16 protein-coding genes are annotated in these 21980 nt (G+C 49.2%); 12 read left to right on the top strand and 4 right to left on the bottom strand.

Annotation, left to right across the window (positions count from 1 at the left end):
• Positions 1-334 precede the first annotated feature (334 nt).
• Positions 335-1936 carry a RagB/SusD family nutrient uptake outer membrane protein gene (locus EFB08_RS02380; RefSeq protein WP_123125296.1) on the bottom strand — a complete coding sequence of 534 codons (1602 nt, stop codon included), beginning with the start codon at positions 1934-1936 and terminating at the stop codon, positions 335-337.
• A gap of 22 nt (positions 1937-1958) precedes the next feature.
• Positions 1959-4919 carry a SusC/RagA family TonB-linked outer membrane protein gene (locus tag EFB08_RS02375; protein WP_123125295.1) on the bottom strand — a complete coding sequence of 987 codons (2961 nt, stop codon included), beginning with the start codon at positions 4917-4919 and terminating at the stop codon, positions 1959-1961.
• A 620-nt stretch (positions 4920-5539) separates the two neighbouring features.
• Here EFB08_RS02375 and EFB08_RS23850 point away from each other — a divergent pair.
• Positions 5540-5656: a hypothetical protein gene (locus EFB08_RS23850; RefSeq protein WP_262707459.1), complete on the top strand. Its 117-nt coding sequence runs from the start codon at positions 5540-5542 to the stop codon at positions 5654-5656.
• Positions 5657-6404: 748 nt separating this feature from the next.
• The gene (locus EFB08_RS02365) at positions 6405-10022 is read left to right on the top strand and encodes a T9SS type A sorting domain-containing protein (RefSeq protein ID WP_165864776.1); all 3618 of its coding nucleotides are present in this window, start codon (positions 6405-6407) and stop codon (positions 10020-10022) included.
• A 498-nt stretch (positions 10023-10520) separates the two neighbouring features.
• On the opposite strand, the gene EFB08_RS02360 is transcribed toward EFB08_RS02365, so the two are convergent.
• The gene (locus tag EFB08_RS02360; protein ID WP_123125292.1) at positions 10521-11348 is read right to left on the bottom strand and encodes an AraC family transcriptional regulator; all 828 of its coding nucleotides are present in this window, start codon (positions 11346-11348) and stop codon (positions 10521-10523) included.
• Between the two features lie 117 nt (positions 11349-11465).
• Here EFB08_RS02360 and EFB08_RS02355 point away from each other — a divergent pair, with 117 nt between their 5' ends.
• From EFB08_RS02355 to EFB08_RS02310, 10 genes are all read left to right on the top strand, one after another.
• Entirely contained in the window at positions 11466-12032 is a 567-nt protein-coding gene (locus tag EFB08_RS02355; RefSeq protein WP_123125291.1) for a sugar O-acetyltransferase, read from the top strand.
• A 99-nt stretch (positions 12033-12131) separates the two neighbouring features.
• A complete protein-coding gene (locus EFB08_RS02350; RefSeq protein ID WP_227006175.1) occupies positions 12132-13160 on the top strand; it encodes an alpha/beta hydrolase in 1029 nt (342 codons plus the stop codon).
• A 76-nt stretch (positions 13161-13236) separates the two neighbouring features.
• The gene (locus EFB08_RS02345) at positions 13237-13971 is read left to right on the top strand and encodes an SDR family oxidoreductase (protein ID WP_123125289.1); all 735 of its coding nucleotides are present in this window, start codon (positions 13237-13239) and stop codon (positions 13969-13971) included.
• Positions 13972-14088: 117 nt separating this feature from the next.
• A complete protein-coding gene (locus EFB08_RS02340) occupies positions 14089-14448 on the top strand; it encodes a cupin domain-containing protein (protein ID WP_227006174.1) in 360 nt (119 codons plus the stop codon).
• 224 nt (positions 14449-14672) lie between these two features.
• Positions 14673-14867, top strand: a complete 195-nt coding sequence (locus EFB08_RS02335) for a twin-arginine translocation signal domain-containing protein (RefSeq protein ID WP_125077628.1) — start codon at positions 14673-14675, stop codon at positions 14865-14867.
• A gap of 23 nt (positions 14868-14890) precedes the next feature.
• Positions 14891-15835, top strand: coding sequence for an aldo/keto reductase (locus EFB08_RS02330; RefSeq protein WP_227006173.1), 945 nt, complete (start codon positions 14891-14893; stop codon positions 15833-15835).
• A 162-nt stretch (positions 15836-15997) separates the two neighbouring features.
• A complete protein-coding gene (locus tag EFB08_RS02325; RefSeq protein ID WP_123125287.1) occupies positions 15998-16483 on the top strand; it encodes a cyclophilin-like fold protein in 486 nt (161 codons plus the stop codon).
• Between the two features lie 69 nt (positions 16484-16552).
• Positions 16553-17476, top strand: coding sequence for an alpha/beta hydrolase (locus EFB08_RS02320; RefSeq protein ID WP_123125286.1), 924 nt, complete (start codon positions 16553-16555; stop codon positions 17474-17476).
• 33 nt (positions 17477-17509) lie between these two features.
• A complete protein-coding gene (locus EFB08_RS02315) occupies positions 17510-17827 on the top strand; it encodes an alpha/beta hydrolase family protein (protein ID WP_123125285.1) in 318 nt (105 codons plus the stop codon).
• A 745-nt stretch (positions 17828-18572) separates the two neighbouring features.
• Positions 18573-19403, top strand: coding sequence for an MBL fold metallo-hydrolase (locus EFB08_RS02310; protein WP_227006172.1), 831 nt, complete (start codon positions 18573-18575; stop codon positions 19401-19403).
• Between the two features lie 453 nt (positions 19404-19856).
• Here EFB08_RS02310 and EFB08_RS02300 read toward each other — a convergent pair whose 3' ends face one another.
• Positions 19857-21302 (bottom strand): Kelch repeat-containing protein, encoded by a 1446-nt coding sequence (locus tag EFB08_RS02300; protein WP_165864775.1) that lies wholly within the window; start codon positions 21300-21302, stop codon positions 19857-19859.
• Positions 21303-21980: the final 678 nt, after the last annotated feature.

The raw sequence follows: 21980 nt of genomic DNA, 5'->3' as shown, positions 1-21980 counted from the left end.
TCCCTGACTTGGTCGAAGCTTGTTGTTTGATTCTGGTTTGATTGGCTCCATTAGAACAGTACTTTGTTAGCCGCTGCCAGATATTGGTCTGAGCCGATAAATTGATGGCAAGTTAAATTTCTTGTCAAAATTAGAAGCTCCATTTTACACCCAAAATGGTAAGAAAGCATTTGTTCAACTCCCTTTTTGGTTCTGGCAGGTTCCTGGATACTCTGGCTTGATAATAATGAGTAAAGAATTATCAGAATTAACTTCAAAGAGAAAAGCCAGGCTTCCAAATAGGAGGCCTGGCTTTTCTCTTTGAAGAAACTATCAGGAAATTAGTACTTTCTTTTTAGTTATTATATCCTGGATTCTGCGTCAGGACGGCGTCTTTGTTCAGGTCGATTTCATTTTTGGGAATAGGCAGCAGGAGGTGGGTTTGGGACAGACCTACAATTGGGTTGATGGGAGCTGTTGCATTTAAGCGCAGGGCTCTGTCTACCAAGGTGCCTGTTCGCATAAGGGTTAAACGGCGGTTTTCCTCGCCAATCAGTTCCCTTACCCGCTCATCCAGAATAAAGTCCATGGTAATATCTGCCGCAGTGACCAATGGGGCATGGGCCCGTTCGCGTAAGACATTGATGGATGCTGCTGCCTCGCCCATCTTGCCTTGTTTAAACTGGGCTTCGGCGCGGAGCAGGTAGGTTTCGCCCAGGCGCATTAAGATAAAGTCTTTCCACATCCCGAACCCGAACACATCCTGGGGATCAAACTGCCCCCACTTGGTGATGTAAGGATTGATGATGAATAGGGTGTCTGGGCCTGTGTATGGTACCTTCTTTTTGTAATCTACATACGTAGGGTCGTTGTAAAAGAATTCCCGGCGGATGTTGTGTTTTGAGTTCCGCATGTCATTGGCGTCATACAAGCCGTACAGAACCCAGTTGTTAAGGCGCATCCGGCCAATCCCGCGTCCGCCAAGAGAATCGGCGGCTAGCATTCCCCTTCTGCTGTGGTAAGAGGCTTGCCAGTTCCTACGCTGCTGTGGGTTGTTGGTCATCCCACCCGGTACGTTTCTTGGATTCTCTGCTTCCATCACCCAAATACCCTCTGTGTTACCCTGGCTTCTGCGTTGGTTGCCATAGATGAACATGTCAGAGAAAGGGTCCCCTGGTTGGTTGGCTTTTACCCCGTAGCGGGCTTTGATCAGGCTGAACTTTCCACTGTTAATCACATTGTCGGCCTGAACCTCGGCTTCAGCTGGTTTGCCCATGCGCAAATAGGCCTCGGCCAGCAGTTGATGCGCCATGTATTTATTAGCTCTGGCCTGTGCTTTGGCAGCACCTATCTCAGGCAGGTTTTGGGCGGCATACAGCAGGTCGGCTTCAATCAGGGCATTTACTTCTTGCAGAGGAGCGCGCACGAAATCTGTTTTAGGGGCGGTAAGCGGTTCGGTTACCAAAGGAACAGCCCCAAAAGCATTGGCCAGGAAGTTATAGGCGAAGCCTCTGAAGAAGCGGGCTTCGGCATCTATTTTAGCTTTCTGCTCCTCTGTGAGGCCCGTTAAGGCAGGATCTTCGACATTCTTGATGATCACATTGGTATTGTTCACCATGATATACGCCCATCTCCAGGCATCACGGGCAGCCCCATCTAGGGGAGTGAGGGTAGCATAATTGGTATAAGGAACCTCAATGCCCTGGGCTTGGGTAGCCCAGGTAATATCAGTGCCCACCTGCCAAACAGATATCCAGCCCTGGGCATCACTCATGGTGTACAGGTTGCTTTGGTGGTTGTAAAGGCCAATCAAAGAAGCTTCAAAACCAGCTGGGTCATTCAAGGTAGAGGGAGAGTAGGAACCTAAAACTTCTTCCTCCAGGAAGCTCTTGTCACAGGCGGTAAACGTCTGTAAACTGATACAGGCACCAACTAAAAACTTTATATATCTTTTCATTTTTTCTGTATTGAGGGTTTTGCTAAAGGGTCACGTTAAGGCCAAAGGAAATGGATCTCACTAACGGGTAATTGTTGGCCCAGTCACCAGATCCTCTGGAAGAATGGTTGTTCTCAGGATCCCATCCTATCCAATCGGTGAAGGTGTACAGGTTTCTTCCGGCCACGTAGAGCGTTAAATTGCTCAGGCTATATTTCTCCAGGAAAGAACCCGGTACTGTATAGCTGAGCCTTACATCTTTGATGCGTACATAGCTGTTGTCTTTAGGAAAGCTGTAGCCTCTTGGGTTTCTGTAGCTTAGAGAAGGCCACTCATTGCTGCGGTTTTCTGGGGTCCAGTAGCCAAATTCTGCAGGCAGGTTTCTCTTGCCGGCCTCATCACCGTAATAAACGTCTGGGTTGCCTTTTAGTGAGCCCTGGGAGGTTTGTACGAAAACGCTCAAGTGGAAATTGTTGTAGTGGAACGTGTTGGTAAGGCCACCATACCATTTAGGCAGGGTTGACCCCAGGTACACTCTATCATCGGCGTTGATGATCCCGTCCTGGTTTATGTCTTCAAACTTCAGATCGCCGGGTTTTGCGGTTGGGTCAGAGCCGGTGTTGTCTTCTCCCTGCTGCCAAATGCCAGTCAGTCTGTAGTCATAGATGGCACCCAGAGGCTTTCCAATGAACCACCGGTTCACCACGTCGTCTTTTCCGTCACCGTAGATATCAACCAGCTTGTTTTTGTTGGAGGTGATGTTAAAGTTGGTTTCCCATCTGAATTTGCCTGCTTCTACGTTCACGGTGTTCAGGGTGAATTCAATGCCTCGGTTTTCAAGCACGCCCAGGTTGTCCCATACCGAGGTGTACCCTGAGATAACCGGGATGTTTCTTCTCAGCAGGATGTCTTCTGACTTGGTTTGGTATACCTCAAGGGTTCCATGGATTCTGTTGCGAAGGAAGCCAAAATCAATCCCAACGTTGGAGGAAGTAGTGGTTTCCCAGTTTAGGTTGGCATTTCCTAAAGTACCCGCTAAAACGCCTACCGCACTTGCGCCATTAAAAGGAATCCGGACGCTGTTAGCAATAGTAGAAGTTTGGTTTACGCCTATTGCCTGGTTTCCGGATTTACCATAGGAGAACCGCAACTTGAGTTGGTTCACGAATTCTAAATCCTGGAAGAACCTTTCATTGGCTATGTTCCAGCCAAGGGCCAGGGAAGGGAACAGGCCGTATTTATTTGTGTTTGCTCCAAACGCTGAGTAACCGTCTCTTCTTGCAGTAACCGTTAACAGGTAGCGGCTGTCATAGGAATAATTGACCCTGCCCATCTGCGAGAGGAGAGAGGATCTGTTTCCGTCTGAGGAGGATGTTCTGTTTAACCCAGATTCCAAGGAATTAAAGGAAAGCTGGTCATTGATGAAGGTATTGGAAGAGGCACCTGACCAGACATATTCTGTTTCCTGGGCACTGTACAAACCAGTTAAGTCAATGTGGTGTTTGCCCCAGTCTTTATTGTAAGACAGGATGTTCTCCAACACCCAGTTTTGGCTTTCACTGTTATTGGCATAGGCAGAACCCACCAAATCATTGGCAAGCCGACCGGTATAGCCGCTTTGCCGGCCTATCTGGTAAACGGCAGAAGCATTCAGTCTGTACTTAAGTCCTTTGATAAACCCAGGTGTTACCTCCGCATACGCACTTCCGTTCAGGTTTTTGTTTCGGTCTATTCTGTCTGTCGTCAAGCCCAACATGGGATTGGCGAAAAGCAGCTCCGGGAACATTGGGTAAATCTCATAATTCCCCAAAGCATCAGTTGGTACTGAATAGGGGCTCATGGCGGTGGCATTTAAAAGGTTGGCCCGTCCGCCGTCAGAGTTCTTGTCTGCGAAAAACAAAGAGGTGCCTACTTTCAGAAAACTGGTGACGGTGGCATCCAGGTTTGCCCGAATGCTAGCCCGGTTGAATTCATACCCTTTTACCACGCCGCTTTGGGTCAGGTACCCTCCACCCAGGAAGTATTGGATGGCTTCTGTTCCACCGGAAATACTAAGATTGTGTTCCTGAATCTTTCCGGTCTGAGAAGCTTCGTCTAACCAGTCGGTGGTGAGACCCGCATTATAGGCATCTACTTCTCTGTTGTTTGGAAGTACCTGCGTTTGCGTGAGGCCTACGGCAATCATGTAGTCTTTGTATTTCTGCACATACGCCTCTGGTGACATGGGCTTCAGCTCATGGGAAATGTTCTCCACACCGTAGTACCCACTATAACTTACCCGAGGTTTCCCGGTGGAACCTCGCTTCGTGGTAATCAGGATTACCCCATTGGCTCCCCTTGTACCGTAAATAGCCACCGAAGATGCATCCTTCAAAACCTCCATTGACTCCACATCATTAGGGTTGAGGTCATTTAAAGCCCCAAAGAAAGGAACCCCGTCTACCACTATAAAAGGACTGTTGCTTGCATTAATGGAATTCACCCCTCTCACCTGAATGGATCCAGAGCTACCCGGAACAGACGAGCCCTGAGAAATGCTCAAACCGGCTGTTGTACCCTGAATGGCCTGGGTGATGTCAGTTACGGGAAGGTTTGAAAGCCTGTCCTTGGGGATGGAAGCGACAGACCCGGTGATATCAGATCGCTTTTGGGTACCATATCCTACCACCACTACTTCATCCAATGCCTTAGAATCTGTTCCTAATTGCACATCAATAGTGGTCCTGTTGTTAATGGGAACCTCTTGGGGCAGAAAACCAAGGTAAGAGAATACCAGAGTTCCGTTTGCGCTAGGTACATTAATGCTGTAGGCCCCGTTCACATCGGTAGGGGCAGCATTCGTAGTTCCTTTCAAAAGTACAGTCACTCCTGGAAGGCCGGCACCACTATCGTCAGTCACCTTGCCTTTCACGGTGATACCCTGAGCCACCGCCATAGAGTGGGCTATAAAGTAGATAGGAATTAGGAGGAGATATTTCAACCCTCGGGGTAAAAAGTGTTGCATATTTTTCTTGGTAAAAGGGTTAATGATAGTGGAGGTAAAAGGATGGTAAGAGTTTGAGCTATTGAAATATTAGAGGCAACACTTTGTGGGTTTAGACAGATTTTATGAAATAATTATTTTATCGTTTTTAAAATATTGCTTTGATAATAGATCCTGGCCCGGCTAGAAAGACCAAGTGGGAGTGCATTTCATTTGAATCAGGTGCAGGAAGTTTGGCTAGAAATTCAGCTTAACCGCTGAAATAAAGATTCAATACAGACTTTGATCAAGGTGCTCTAAATCGATTACTAGATCATTGCTTTCATGTATCTGATGGCTAAGTGGGCCCTTGTAGTAGTGTCAGGAGTTGAAAGAAGGTGCTGGTGAGTTAGAATGAAGTGTACTTAGTTTTAGGAGGTAGCTGGTAGCTCCAGGACGGGTACTTTGCGGAGGGCTAAAGACAGTAAGCCTGACACTTACATCTTCTCTCTTCTGGAAGAGTGCCTAAGGCCGGAAAGGGAATTGGCGAGGGTAAGGAACATTACGAAGTACATTAATAAATACATCAAAAGAATCGCTTTGGGGGTGGCATTGAAAAGAATGTTTCTCCTTACTCAGCCCGGCATTCCTTCTCTACCGTCATGAAAAGGGCAGGGGCTCCGTTGGGATTGATCTCAGAAGCTTTGGGGCATAGCAACCTCAAAATAACAGAGAGCTACTTGGATAGCTTTGAGGACAATATTTTGAGGACAATATGAAGAGGAAATTTTCAAGCGCCCTTACTGCTTTTGGAAAAGCATCAGAATAGGTAGAATTTCAAGGAGGGCGAATGCATGCTAGCTATTGCTCCTGTAAAGTGTCATTTTATTTATGACTAGTTTTACATAAGAGCCATATGGTTCCATTGGCCAGAAACTAAAAGATTCCCCAGAAGGAAGAGGCTAGTAATGAAGGTGAGTCAATGGTGGGGTTTAGACCCATCCAAGTTGGCCTAAAGTATCCCTAGACGGGGAATACACCTCTCATCCTTGAAATACAAGCACCTACTCGGTTGCCCTTATATTCCTTTTGCCATGTTAATCAGGATTACTTCTAAATTTATGGGTAAAGCCTTAACCCATGTAATAAGGGACCAAAAGCGAAATCAAGGTGTGATTGTAGGATTACTTCCTTGTAAGCTGATCAGGGTTGTAACCACCATTTTCATACAAATATAGAGCAAATTAGATTTTAAGAGTTTATAAACCACCAATAAAGGAATACCAACAAGTAGGTATTCCTTTATTGGTGGTTTAAAGATATTTTTGATAAAAAATTGGAAAATTTTATTATTTAATATTGTATCAACTCTCATCCTTTAATCTATTCATATACTAATCAAGTCTCCCAATCACCCACTTTGGCCAATGGTGAACAACCGTTTGAGTCACTATTATCCCATTAGTCACTAGTCCCTTATGGAACCGGTTATTCAAACCATAAATTCATTTCATATAACCCATGATCATGAGAAAGCTTGTAACCATTCAGACAATGCTATTAGTGGCCCTCTATCAGCTTCTCTCTGCATCCGTATTTGCTCAAGCCCCTATCCCCGCTCCCCCGGACAGTATCGAGGTAAACCTAACAGGAGGGGCTGCAGGAGGTAATTTTGCGCTGCCCGCCAAAATAGTCGCCAAATCCTTCACCGGCCCTACCACTAGGTTCAATGGTTCCAATGGGAAACCGGAGCGGGGAAGCCCCCTCTATAGTAGCCAAGTAGAGCCCGGGGCGACCTTTTACGCCGTCAGCGGGGGGGCACAGGCCTTCCCTAGCCCCTTAAGGGCAAACAACCCTTTCCCAAACAGGCTTGGAGGGTCAAGCTTCATCGCCATAAAACAGGATGAGGAGGGTTTCAAAAAGATATGGGTAAACCTCTCAACCGGAGCCTGGAGGACAAACGCCACCTCCGGGACCACCTTTGACTGGGAGTACCAGTTCCGGTATTACCTGGACACAAAGACCGGCGAGGAGAAAGCCTCCTACGGAACGGTGGCCAACGCCAACGGGTACGCCGGACAGGAGGTCGAGTTCACCGTTGACATTTACTTCAAATCCGTTTTGGTCATCAACCCCAACCCTTCTTTGATAGATGAAAAAGGGATATTGAAGAATGACCTTGACGCCATTGCCGCGTTAAAACCCCCATTCAAAGTCAAGGGTGTCTCCACCGATGGAGTTACCAAGCTGCTTCTGGTTTTGGAAACCAATAAAAAAGAAGATGTAAGGTTTACCTTGCCTGACCTTGAGGATGGTTCCTTCGGGACACTCAACCAACCGGATCAAAGGAAAAAGGAATTGACCCTCCCCTCCGAAAGGGCAGTCGTCGATGGTAAGGAAAAATGGTTGGCCGTGGCGGTGTACACTGCACCTGATTCCTATGGGGAAGGCCACAAATTGAAGGGTGGAAGGAAAGTTCCGGTATTCATAACCAAACCGGCAAACGGCGAGAAGTACGAGCTGTCCCTGCGCCTATATACCCCACCGGTTATCTTGGTTCACGGTATGTGGTCTAACCCCAAGGCCTGGGAGGGTGACGAGGATAGGAGGTTTCGGAATTATTTGAATTTCAACGGATTCGAGATACCGGAGAACCAGGTGGCTGATTACTCCTTTAACAACTATTCCACCTTCGATCCCATGAACGCGGGTTTGCCGGTAAGGGCAGTTGAAGTTGCCACTCTACAGGCCCTTCGGAACTATGGTGAGCTTGATATTGCCTGCACCCAAGTGGACGTCGTGGCACACAGCCTCGGGGGTTTGATGACCAGGAGCTTTGCCCAGCAAACGTATTATACGAAAGCTTCTAACTACAGGAAGGGGTATGTCCATAAGCTCATAACATTGGGCACGCCCCACTTAGGCACCCCTTTAGGTCCGCTCCTGTACGAAGCTAAACCCAATATATTGTTATTGAATGTGCAACCTTCCCAAGGCAGCTTTTTTGAGGGTCTCACCTATAATGCCATTACCCAATGGGCTAAACAGCCCATTGGAACTTGCCACCGTGACTTTAACCCGGAGGAAAGTAATGCGTACGCAAACTTGGAAGAAACCAAAGTCAAGTCGCACGCCATCACAGGCACCTATGGAGTCAGTGGCCTCGATTTGGTTGGTGTGATAGGAGGCCTTCTGCAAATACTGACAGACCGTTTAGACTTAGTGATAGGAGACCCAATGTCAACTCACCAGAAGGTCTTCGGGAATAAGCCTAATGATGTTATCGTCCCTTTGGGGAGCCAAGAGGGGAAATTAGGTGCGGAAGCCGTGACCCCTTTCTCCAATACTATCCATTCTGGTCCATCTGTCCTTAGTGATACTGAAACCAGTTCTATCGCGATCCAAAAGCGGGTAAGGGACCTGTTGATTTCCAACGACCCTGACCTTTTTGCCCCTTCATTCCCCAAGCCAGGGATCAGGCCCAAGAAAAGCACGATGAACCCTGATAGCGAGGGAATACTTGCGGACGGGAAAAGGCTGAGGGGCGGCCAGGCCAACTCCAAAAGGACCGGAACCGGAAAGGAGCGGGTATCGATCGTTTCCCCAGGCAGAGGGGAGGCATTCGACCACAAGGCAGGAAACAAGATCACTTTGAAATATGCCCCAGTAGGTGGGTCCAAACCGCTAGCCACTCTCTTCCTGATCGAGGGAGTGGGGATGGTCAGCGTTCCGGCCACAGCTCCCTTTGAGGCAACGTTCGAAATAACCAAGGATATGCCCTTGGGAAAGGTTAACATAGCCTTACTCTCCCGGGACTCCTCTGGGTTGGCAATGGCTGACACCTCGCACATCTTCATCCAAGCCAGCTCCCCGATTACCCGGCTAAGCGTCACCCCAAAAGAGATCCTGCTCGATTCCCTGCTCAGGCAAGCTCCCCTGTCTTTATCGGGGAAGTACCTTGACGGGGCCGACTCGGTCACCGTTTACCTCAACCGGGCCGGGGCCACCTTCCGGGCATTGAAAGGCTCGGAAATCGTGAAGGTGGAAGGGGCCGGCTTGGTGACGGCGGTGAAGGCTGGGACGGATTTAGTAGAGGTCAAGTATGGTGACCAAACGCTGACCGTGCCGGTGACTGTCTCCCCGGATTTCGCCTTGTCAGTGCTGAAGGGAGATTCCATCACCTTTCCCCCTATTGGGGACAGGGAAGTATCGGATCCCTCGTTTGGCCTGACTGCCTCGGCTGCCTCCGACCTGCCGGTAATGTTCACCTTGGTTTCGGGACCTGCCACGCTACACGGCGACATACTTACCCTTACCGGCCTAGGCAAGGTGACGATAAAGGCTTTTAGCGAGGGGGATATATACCACAGGAAGGCGCAGGAGGCTACCCAAACGTTCTGCGTTTCCCCGACGGTTCCCACGGTAACCCCTGCCGTTTCCTACTGTGTCGGTGAAACAGCACAGCCGCTTTCGGCGACGGGCAGCAATCTAAAGTGGTATTCAGCCTCTACAGGTGGGGCTGCCCTCGCCCAGGCCCCAACCCCTGCTACTGTCTCCGCCGGGGTGACGGACTACTATGTATCGCAGACGGAGAACGGCTGCGAGAGCCTGAGGGCTAAGGTAACCGTCACTATAAAGGCGTTGCCGGCAGTCACGCTGATTCCCTTCGCAAATACTGTGTGTAGCACAAACGCCAATTTCGGCCTGTCGGAGGGAAGCCCCGCGGGAGGTACCTATTCCGGCCCCGGTGTGAGCAACGGTATCTTCAATGCAACCCTGGCGGGTGTGGGCTCCCACTCCATCACCTATACCTATTGGGTCAACGGGTGCATGGAAACTGCTTCGCAGGAGATCACGGTATCGACCTGCACGGGCATAGCAGAGAGCGAGCTTTCCAAGAGCCTCTCCCTTTACCCCAACCCCACGGGCGAGAGCCTTCACGTCACATTTACTATACCCAAAAAGACAGCTGTTGAGCTTACGCTGTTTGATTCAAAGGGCAAGGAAGTGCTAAGGGAAAGGTTTTCTAAAGTTTCCGGAGAATTCAATCAAAGGTTGGACTTAAAGGGCAAGGCGACGGGTATATATTTGCTTCGGCTTACGACTGACGAGGGGGGTATTGTCCGCCGTGTGGTTAAGCAATAAAAAGCTTCATTTGCCTCTCGATAAATTTGCACCTCCTGCCCAATGAGTGAATTGGGCAGGAGGTGCAATTCCGTTCTGACTTACTCTTGCTAAAGCTAAGCTCAAACTAAATGTCAGACCTAAAGCGTTCCTATCCAGTAAACACACCCCCACCCCTCAAATACAAGCCACACTTATCCACTCCCTTGATTTCGATTTTCGGGCTATTTGATCCTTGGTTAACATAGCATTCATTTATAAGCTACTAAAATTTACTTCGAATTTTCATAGCCTTCTGTAAAGTCTATTAAGCCCTAGCTTATTAAAAAGGATCTATTCTATGGAGATAGCTTGTCTTCTTTTTCCCCATCAACTAAGTTTGAGTGCGGAAGTTGTGCTTAAGGGAGATGGAAAACAGTAGTAGAGATTCCAGTCAATGATCCAGGAACTGGGGTACCATGCACTGTAGTTGTATTCAAGCTGAAAAGCCATGATTGCCCTATAGCGTACATCTCTTTTTTACCCTAAGCGTTCCCTATATTCCCTCGGGGTGACTCCCAACATTTTTTTTACATACCTAGTAAAAAACGACCGGCTTGAGAAGTTCATCTCGTCGGCAACCTCAGCAATGTTCAGGTTCTTGTTTTGCAGGAGAAGGATAATCCTTTCCCTTGCAAAACGATGCACCCATTCAGAGGCGGTAAACCCCGTGTTCTGTTTACAAACAAAATTCAAATGCTTGGCGGTGATGTGAAGGCGGTTAGCGTAAAACTGGACCTCTCGCTCTCTCATGCAATGCTCCTGCACCAATAGCATAAACCGCTCATAAATAGACCCACTTTCTAATGTTCGCTTGCGGTGTTCATATTCATTGGCGAACGTGTGCCACATCTCAAGAATAAACAGCTGCATTTGCAACTTCAAGGCTTCCTCGTAAAAATGGTGTTCTCGGTCTAAAAACCTTTTGTGCAGGAGGTTGAAATTTGAAATTACCCTTTGATTGTTGTTTTTGTCATTCAGGTGCAAAACAGGGTTTTCTTTGGAATGCAACACCACATCAATACTCCAACTCTGGTCTGGAATATTGTCGTTCAGAAAATCTCTTTCCACCAATAAAGTAGTCGCTTTGAAGTTTCTGGAAAACGCCAGGTTCCTCACCTTGCTGTCGGCAAACCAAAACACGAACTCGCCGGCACTGCATCTATATGGAATATCATTGAAGACAAAGCTAATACTTCCCCTGTGACAGAAGATGTGCGTTTGGTAACGCTGTAAATAGTCTTCAGGAAACTGCACGTGTCCTACTGCCTCAAGCAAAACAACTCTATCCTCCTTGCCTTCAATCATTTCAATCCTAATCTAGTCTGCTTTATTATGCGTGAAATTTGACACTATATACGCAAGATGTGTAACAAATGGAACACCGAGGCTTTCGATATTTGCAGTACCATAAATTGAAGGAAAATGGAGCCAAAACACTATGATATTTTTCAAAGGTTGCTAAACGGCGAAGCTATCCCATTTGATGATCCGGATTATTACAAGATCAGCAAAGCCTGTGATGAAACCCGGCTACTGCTCATACAAATGAACACGGAAGCAGACCCTGATAAGATAAGAAAGCTGCTAAGCAGCATAACCGGTTCTGAGGTAGATCCCAGCACAGCTGTTTTCCCTCCTTTTCAAATCAATTATGGAAAGAACACCCAGATCGGTAAAAACGTGTTCATCAACTTTGATTGTACTTTCCTAGACTTGGGGGGCATAACAATCGAAGACAATGTAATGATTGCCCCCAAGGTAAGCCTGTTGACCGAAGGGCATCCCATTCCTCCCGGCAGCAGGCGATCACTTGTTTCTAAACCAATTCACATCAAGGAAAATGCTTGGATTGGTGCAGGCGCAACCATTCTTCCAGGGGTAACCATCGGGGAGAACTCTGTGGTAGCGGCTGGTGCCGTGGTTTCCAGGGATGTGCCGGACAATTCTGTTGTAGGGGGAATCCCTGCCAGAATCATCAAGACAATTTAAAGTGCCAGAGCAATGCGAAAAATCATAATAGTTATGCTTGGGCTGTTTATCAGCGGGCAAGCATTCAGCCAGACCCCCATAAATCCAAACAAGTTAAAAGTGGATACTAAAGACCAGTATACCTTCCTATTAAGCGATAAGGTTACCCGAAAAGAAGTAACCTTTAAGAACCGTTATGGGGTCACCGTTACAGGTGATTTGTATACGCCTAAAGGTGCCGCCAATCAGAAACTGCCCGCTTTAATATTGAGTGGCCCATTTGGGGCGGTGAAGGAGCAATCTTCTGGGCTGTACGCAAACGAATTGGCGGCCAGAGGTTTTGTGACTCTGGCATTCGACCCTTCCTTCACCGGCGAAAGTGGCGGAGAGGTGCGGAACGTGGCCTCGCCTGATATTTTCACTGAAGACTTCAGCGCAGCCGTGGACTATATCGGCTTATTACCCTCCGTTGACCGCAACCGCATTGGTGCAGTGGGCATCTGTGGTTTGAGCGGAATGGCCCTTACAGCCGCTACCAGCGACAGCCGTATAAAAGCCGTTGCCACCGCCTCTATGTATGATATGTCCCGCAGCATGAGTCGCAGCCACAAAGACAGCTATACACCGGAACAACGAAAAAAGGTAATTGAGTACCTGAGCCAGCAGCGTTGGGCCGATGCAGAAACCGGGAAATCTGCCTTGGGCTTACACGAAGTCCCTTTTGACGAAAACGGCAACATTGTAAAAGGTACCCGGGTGCTTCCGGAATCGCTCCCTAAGAATCCAGATCCTGTTTTAGCTTCGTTTTTCGATTATTACCGCACAAAACGCGGTTTCCACCCCAGGTCCATTAACTCCACCACCGCTTGGACCGCTACCACCCCCATGTCCTTCTTCAGCTTCCCGATGGCCGCGAACATTGCGATGATTTCACCCCGCCCTATTATGCTGATTGCGGGGGAAAATGCCCACTCCCGTTACTATTCTGAAGATATCTATAAAATGGCACCGGGACCGAAGGAGTTGGTGATTGTACCGCAGGCAGACCACGTTGACCTGTACGACAGGCTAGATAAGATACCGTTCGACAAGCTGGAATCCTTTTTCAGGAAGAGCTTTCAGTCGGGAAGCGCTTTGCAGCCGAATTAACCAAACTGAACCAAAAATACAGCTGGTCACATTTGACCTAGCCAAATAACTGATAATACAAATCGAGTTTAAAGTCATGAATAATGTCGAAGGAAAAGTAATCGTCATCACAGGGGCAAGCAGTGGCCTAGGCCAGGAAACAGCCCGTCACCTTGCCGCAATGGGTGCAGCCGTGGCACTAGGGGCCCGGCGTGGTGAGCGCATTGAAGCACTAGCGGAGGAAATCAATGGGAATGGTGGCAGGGCCATCGCCATAACCACAGACGTCACCAAGCGTGAGCAGATACAAAACCTAGTGGATGCGGCCGTGGAGCAGTTTGGCCGGGTGGATGTGGTTCTCAATAACGCAGGCATCATGCCGCTCTCACCGCTGGAGCGCCTGAATGTGGATGAGTGGGACCAAATGATAGATGTCAACCTGAAAGGGGTACTCTACGGCATCGCTGCAGCGCTTCCCCACATGAAGGAGCAGAAGTCCGGCCATATCATCAATGTCTCTTCGGTGGCTGGCCACTTGGTTTTCCATGGCTCCGCGGTTTACTCAGCAACTAAGTTTGGCGTACGTGCCTTGTCTGAGGGGCTACGCCAAGAGGTGAAGCCTTACAACATCTGCACCACCATCATCTCCCCAGGCGCCGTGAAGACGGAGCTTCTCGAGCACATCAGCGAAGCAGATATCAAGGAGGCAAACCAAAGCTACGTAGGACAGGTTGGGGTTACCCCCGACGCCTTTGCCAGGCTGGTTGCCTTTGCCATCAGCCAACCAGCAGATGTTGACATCAACGAGATCCTTTTCCGGCCAACCGCCTAGGAACTGTAAGCCAGTAGCAGGCCTGTATCATAGGTAGGCCTGAGCCGATTAGAAGTCACTGAACTATTTAGCCAAGCCAATACCATAGCTGGCCACTGGAATCCAAACTCTCAAGATATGAACAGATTTAGAATTAGGACAGCAGCGCCTTTAGTAGCCTTCGCTTTGGCAGCACTTTTCACGGTTAGCTGCAATAATCAGGCTCCAAAGAATACAGAAAACGGTGAAACTCAAGCCATCTTCCCCAAAGGCGAGGCAGGATCGGCGGAGAACTTTACCGGCAAAGCATGGAATACAGGCCTGGTAGCCAATGATTCTGTATATAACACGCTTGTGGGCAACGTCTATTTCGAGCCCGGGGCCAGAAGCAATTGGCACACCCACCCGGCCGGTCAGATCCTGATCATCACCGACGGTGAGGGATTTCACCAGATAAAGGGCCAGCCACGGCAATCCTCAAAAAAGGCGATGTGGTAAAATGCCCGCCTAATGTGACCCATTGGCACGGGGCTAGTCCAAAAAAGGGCATGCAGCAGATGTACATCATCCCGAACACGGAGAAAGGCATTGTGCAGTGGTTTCACCCTGTCTCGGATGAAGAATACGGCAGTTCGAAATAGACTCCTTAAAAAGGATCAATCAGCCGTGCCGTGTATAGGGTGATCGGTAAAGCTTACGTGTTTCACGAAAAGATAAAAGCGATGGAAAAGAATAAATGCGTTCAGTCAGGTAATAAAAACCCGGATGCGTCAATACGGAGGAACTTCCTGAAGGCCGCAACCTTGCTGGGGATAGGCGCACTAGCCGCAGGACCCGTCAACAGTTTTGCCACTGCCTCACGGGAAATGGAGAAGAAAAAAGGCTTTGGTACCATCCTGACCAAGAAAAGACATTAGGCTCAAAGAAGAACCCGCTTGAAGTGTCGGCCATTCAGCTGGGCTGCATGGGTATGCACACCGGCCGTGGTATCCACCCCGACCATAAGAGCATGGTCAAATTAATCAGGGATGCTGCGGAACGGGGCTGCAACTTTTTCGATACCGCCGAGGTTTATGGGCCCTATGTGAACGAAGAATTAGTGGGAGAAGCACTTGCGCCCATCCGCAACAAAGTTGCCATCTCCACCAAGTTTGGGTTCGATATTGAGGGTAAAAGTGGCTTGAACAGTAGGCCGGAGCAAATCCGTAAGGTTGTGGACCAATCACTCAAGCGCCTCAAAACTGACCGTATTGACCTGCTCTATCAGCATCGGGTTGATCCCAACGTGCCCATTGAGGATGTGGCAGGTGCCGTAAAGGAACTTATAAAAGCCGGAAAGGTTCTGCACTTTGGCCTTAGTGAAGCAAAAGCGGAAACCATCAGAAAAGCCCACGCCGTCTGCCCTGTTACGGCAGTGCAAAGCGAGTATTCTTTTATGACCCGGCTGCCCGAAAATTTCATCTTTTCCACGTTGCAGGAACTGGAGATAGGGTTTGTCGCCTATAGTCCGCTATGCCGCGGTTTGTTGGGTGGAACATTAACCGAATATTCTGATTTAAAAACAAATGACATCCGGGGGGCATGGCCGCGCTTTCAACCGGAGGCATTAAGATCAAACATCCGGATTGTCGAGACGCTGAATGAGTTCAGCAAGACAAGGGGCATGACTTCCTCTCAAATATGCCTTAGCTGGATGCTTTCAAAATACCCTTTTATAGTTCCTTTGCCAGGCACCACCAAGCTCTCGCATTTGGAGGAAGATTTACGAGCTGCTGACTTCGTCTTAACCGCAGCCGAGATTAAGGAGATCGAAGGCAAAATAGAGAAAATAGGAGTTGTGGGTGATCGCTATGACGCGCTGCAGCAGTCGAGGGTGGAATATTAGTCAGTTAGATAGTCCCTTATCCGGGAAGAGTAATACACCCATCCATTCAGGTATATGAATAGGATTACCTAGCAGGCAGATGAATGGTAAGCTATACGCTACAGTTGGTGGCAATAATGTTGCATAACCATCAAATGGAGAAGTCTTTAAATCACAATTGCCATGAAATATTCCCTTGTTGTCATTTTCTCCCTTCTATTCCTTTCCGCAGGCTTTGCCTCCTGTGAGGAAGATCCCTCAGGGGGCTCCAAGCCTGAGGCAGGAAATACGAACGGGAATGACACCCCTAACCCAACAGGCAGCAAGATGAAGATAAGATTCGGTACCAATACTTTCACGGCCACCCTGTTTGATAATGCTTCCGCAACCGCCTTCAAAGCCTTGTTGCCGCTGACCATCAACATGCGCGACCTGAACAGCAACGAGAAGTACTATGATTTCTCTGCCGGCTTACCGACCAACGCGGTCAAACCGGGCACCATCAAGAGCGGCGACCTGATGCTGTACGGCTCCAGAACCCTGGTGCTTTTCTACAAAACTTTCCCCACCTCCTACAGCTACAGCAGGTTAGGGCACATCAATGACCCCGAGGGGCTTGCCGCTGCGTTGGGTTCAAGGGAAGTCACCGTCACGTTTGAATTGGAATAAAATCTCCCTTGAAGAAGAGAGAGGCGTAATTACCTGATAGTAAAATCCTGACACTTGAAACCTAGGTTTATGAATAGACCAACCTGCAAGCTGCTGGCCATGATGGTCACCTTGGTTGCCATATTATTTGTTTTCAGCACGAATTCCGCGGCCGCCTTATTGTTCCCTAAGGGTGAGGAAAAGCCCGCAGAAACTTTCACGGTAACACCTGTCCCGGCCGAGAATGGTTCTTATAAGATCACTCCCAAGCTTCCGGCAGACGGCAAAGTGCCGGCGGGCACGGTCTTGAGGGTCAAAGCCAAGCCGGCCTCCGGGTTCAGCATGGATGCAGTGTATTACACGGTAAAGGGAGGCATTTGGGGCACGACCTACTACGAAAGTTTTTCGGCTGAAATGAAGATCACGGTCACCAAGGACATGGTAGTCGGGGCAACCTTTATGCCGCGTTCGCTGGTGAAGGATGTGAAGGTAACTCAAGACGTAATCTATGCAAAGCCCAGGGTGAAGCCCCTGAAGTACGATGTCTATTCACCCAAAGGCGCCAAGAAGCTTCCCATCATTGTGATCTTACACGGGGGCGGCTGGTCTTCCAACAACGAGGACATCATGCGCGGACTGGCCCGCGAACTGGTGAAAGGCGGCAAGTATGTGGTGTTCAGCATCGATTACCGCTGGATAAACAACTTGGACGGGGAAGCCCAGCCCACCTACATGCAAAAACTGATAGAGGATGTCTTTGGGGCCATCGCCCATATCCAGGAGCACGCCGCGCGGTACGGGGGCGATCCCACCCGCATAGGGGTAACAGGTGACAGTGCCGGAGGGCATCTGGCGGAGGCTGCGGCAACGCTAAGCCCTCTTATCGGCGCAGGTGGCTTCGGGGAAAACAATGGGGTATACCAGTACATGCCCACCTACTTGCCGAAGGGTAAATCGGTGGACCAGGTGAGGAGCGAGATCACTAGCGCGATCAAAGCCGTGGCTCCCAGTTAAGGCGCTTCCGATGCGTCCGATTTCAAAAGATTACTGGAGCAAACCGATCAAAAGTATTGGGACGCTATTTCTCCTTTAAAGCATGTGCCCAATGTAAGCGAACGCATCCTTCCGCATTTCATGGTACGTGGCACCGAAGACCCGATAGTAAACCATGCCATGGTGCAGCGGTATGTGGATGTACTGAAGGCAGCCGGGCAGCCCGTGCAATATATCCAGGTGGAGGGTGCCGGGCATGCCTTTTTCGACTGGAAACCGGATGCGGCAAGGAAGGCGACTTTCGCCAGGTACGGGGTGAAGTATGCAGCTGAAATGCAATCCTTCTTCGACCACGTTTTTTACAAAGGTTGAAAGTAGCTGGTTCCTGCATGCTATTGCCAAAAACAACCAATAAACTTATGGTTTTGGGAAAAAAACTGTGTTCATCCGGCTTAAATTATCGGCTGGGTGAACCTTACCTACCTGGAATAGATTAGTTGAAGTCTAGTGCCCTTTTATATCTCTAAGAGCGACAAAAGGAGCTGTTTTACAATAAACTTGGCTCTTTTGTATTGAAGAAGAGCTGTAGAAACCTGGAAAATACTCTCCCCTAATAACGTGGCCGATCACTTCCAAGTAAGCGAATAGCTGCAAAGAAGCCCTCTACAAATCTGCAGTTAACGGAGGTAAAACTGTAGGAAAATAGTGTAGTATGGCTGAAATACCATGTGAATCTTTAAGTTTACAACCTTATTGCAATGCTTCCACCCAGAAAGCCGTTCAAACAATTTGGGAGACTCCTTCTTCCCACTAGCACAGACAGCATAAGAACCTCTTAATGAAAAGAAAATACATTTTAAGTTTTTTTGCCATGGCACTGGTCCTTGCTTTAGGCGTAACTGGTTGTTATGTAAATAACCAGCTTGGCAAAGTAGACTCCCAAGATGAGCGCAAAAGTGAATATTCCAAAATCCCCTATTATTCACCTAGGAAAGATGAATTCGTTAGCCCCAAAGAGATAGTCTATTACGCCGAAAAGGTAACTGGGGGAAACTCTGGTTTTGCAAGATTTTTCAAAACCTCTCCCAATGCCCCAAAGTCTGAGCTGCCGAAACGTATGCTTACGAAAAATGGTTTTCCGGAAGTACCTTCGTCTTATGCGGCCTATTGGTTAGGGCATTCCACAGCTATCATTGAGCTTGACGGGCACCGTGTTCTGATTGATCCGGTGTTTGGGAACGCGGGCCCCTTACCTATGATTGCCAAAAGGATGAGTGTGTCTCCATTGCTTCGGGAAGAACTCCCTAACATTGATGCCGTCATCATCACCCATGACCACTATGATCACCTGGAAGCAGAAACCATAAAGTATTTGGCCGATAAGGACATCCAGTTCATCGCACCGCTGGCTGTGGGGGGCAGGTTACAGGGCTGGGGAGTTCCGAAAAACAAAATCACTGAACTTGGTTGGTACCAATCTGTGACCCACGGATCACTGAAAATAACAGCCTGCCCTACGGTGCATTACTCAGGAAGAAGTTACAATGACAGAAACAAGACTCTATGGGCTTCCTATGTAATCAAGGGGAAAGAGAAGAACGTGTACTGGAGCGGTGATACGGGCTATGGGGAGCATTTCAAGGAGATTGGCAGCAAATACGGCCCCTTTGACCTGGCTTTTATGGAGATAGATGCTTGGAACAATGGATGGCCAAACACCCACCTTTTCCCTGAGCAGGTTATCAAAGCTTGCCAGGATGTAAATGCCAGAATCTTGTTCCCAATCCATTTCTCCACCTTTGATTTAGCCTTACATCCCTGGGATGAATCTATCAATATGGTGGCTGATCTGGCCTCAAAGAACAACATAGAAATAGTAACGCCCATAATGGGGCAGAAAGTAATACCGGGAGAAACAAAGACAGCAGAATGGTGGATGCTGAAATAAATGTGTTGGTAAAGGGAAGTTCCCTAGGTGCGATGTTTCAGAGTTCAGGATGATGATGCTGGTAGTCTTCTGCGCAATGTATTTTCACTTCAAAAATTACCCTTGCTTTAAGTACCTTCTTTATAGCTAGCCTGTGCAGTTTGCCATTCTTATTTTCGCTTCAATTCTAACAAATACCAGCAGTGAAGTACTTCATAAAAGGACAAAAAGGCCACGAAGTGCTTCCGATGAGCTAATGGGTCTGGAGCTTACTCCAGCGGGGGCGCTCACCTTTATCAATTCAAAAACTGCATATACCCCTTTAAAGGGGTGTATGCAGTTTTTGAATTATATAGATTCGCAAAGAAGTACCACTGCCAAAACAGACCCACCCGCTCAGACCCAAAGCATGTCGATTGAGGGCACACCCCTCCCTGTCTGAACTCATAAGTCACGGCCCACGATGCACCTGCCTCAGAACTCCAGCCTCCAGACCTGGTTTGAAAGAGAGAGTAGATTGTCCCCCAGGGTAGCGCCCCCCGCCAGGTAAACTTCATTGCCAGCGGCGACGATTGTTTTATATTGGATCGCATCCTGGGGCAGCATCCCGATAGACCAGGTCCGGGTCCCCAGGTCGTATATATCGAACCGGTGGGCATCCTCCCCTGCATCCCGGAAGAAGAGCAGCTTGTTGTCTTTCACCACGGCATGGTTATTCATGAACCAAATCACTGAGAGAGTAGGCTGGAACAATCGCCCAAAGGAAGTTTCCCCCGTATTCGCGTTTACCCTCTCCATTGCGCAACCCGCCAGCCAGTAGACATCATCCCCCACGGCAAGGCCGGCCAAGTGCCCCAAGGTATAGTTCAGGGAGGTCGTAGACCAGGTGCCCGTGGCACCGTCGTACACATCCACCCTGTTAGAGAGGGTTGGCTCCCAAATGTCATCCTTGTGCCCACCCGCAAAAAACACCTTCTCTCCTGCCGCCACGGCGGTGACAAGCCTCCGGGGTTCGCTCAGGGAGACGGCGGACCACTGGCCGGTGGACAGGTCGTAGATGTCTACCCTAGCAGATGGAAGGAAATCCCCGCCTCTCTCTCCGCCCGCGAAAAATACCTTGTCGCCCAGGGCTGCCGCGGCGACGTACGCCCGCGGCTCGCTCAGCGAGGCCACCGACCAGGAACCTGTGGCCGCATCGTAGATATCCACCGTGGAGAAATTAACGTCAGAGTCGCCGGTGCCTCCACCGTGCAACCTGCCTCCGGCGAAGAACACCTTGTCCCCAGCGGCCACGGTGGCGATGGCGGAGCGAGCTTGGCTCAGACGGGCCGTCGACCATCGGCCGGTGGCCGCGTCAAAGATATCCACCCGGGAGGAGCCTTGGCCGTTGGCGCTTGCATTCGACCATGCCGCGCCGGCGAACAGGACCTTAGTGCCGACCGCTACTCCCGCCATCATGGCTCTGGCCTCAGAGAGGGTCCCTATGGGTACTAGCCGGGCGTTGACCAGAGGGCGGCCGGTGCTATCGCATTCGACATCTATGAACCCTGGGTTCACAGTCACCTGCACGGTGTCGCTATCCACTCTGCCCGCCGCGTCCCGCACGGTAAGGGCAAATCCGTAGGTGCCCGGGACAAGTCTGTCCACAAAGACCGAGGCAGATTTCCCGTCTGCTATCCGGAAGGTGTCGGGACCGTAAGCCTTGGTCCATTCATAGCCGACGATATACGAGTCGAGGCTGGTGGAGTTGCTGCCGTTTAGGCCAACACTGTTCGGCGGCGGCGTGATGGTCTGGTCCGGTCCGGCGTCTGCTTTAAGGGTCGTGTCCGGTCCGGTACCTTCGTCATCCTCTGTGCAGGAGGCGAAGGGCAGGATCGCCAACAGCAGGGCAACAATTGATAGTTTCAGGGTTGATTTCATAAAAGTGCCTTTGAAATGCTTCGTTTGAGGTGAAAGGCAGGGCACAAACCAATGTCGTGAGGGAGACGAATGGCTTTCTTGAAGGGCCAACGGAAACATAAAGGGTAAATCTGAAATTACAGGGTATCTACCGATATGTCAGTCAACGGGAAGGGAGGAGCGGCAGCTATATGGCCTTTTACCCGAAAGAATAGCCGGCGGCTGCTCTTAATTTATGCTTTTTATAATTTACAATTTATTTGAAAATATCTAAAAGAATAAAAGGTAAATAAACTAGTCGTAAAAGCTTACCACATAAGAGGATGGTATCCTTGGCCTAGGTTACCGAGTAGGGCGGTTGCCATCCTACCAGGATCTACCGCTTTCCCTGAAGGAGAAAATTTTTGGCGGAGGGTTGACCAGTGCCATGACACCCCGATGTGAGGTAGATTAAAGTGCAGATTGCGCCAGAAGTGAAAGTCTGAGGCAGGCCATTTCTGCCAGATTCATACCTATCATTGTCTGAAATGGTATAGCCTGGCCCAAACAGACCCACCCGGTCACACCCAAAGCGTTCAATCATAGAACTATAACCCCACTCAAAAAAAACTAGTTACCGGGGCAAAGCCCTATGCTGCTTAAAGATGAAAGTGCGCAGAAAATTACGCACCCTAAGACATGGCTCTCTAAGGAATGAAG

It is taken from the genome of Rufibacter latericius, from assembly GCF_003721515.1.
GTDB classification, from domain to species: Bacteria; Bacteroidota; Bacteroidia; order Cytophagales; family Hymenobacteraceae; genus Nibribacter; species Nibribacter latericius.
Note: the sequence above shows the minus strand (reverse complement) of the source record. Positions and strands in the feature narration are given on the sequence as shown.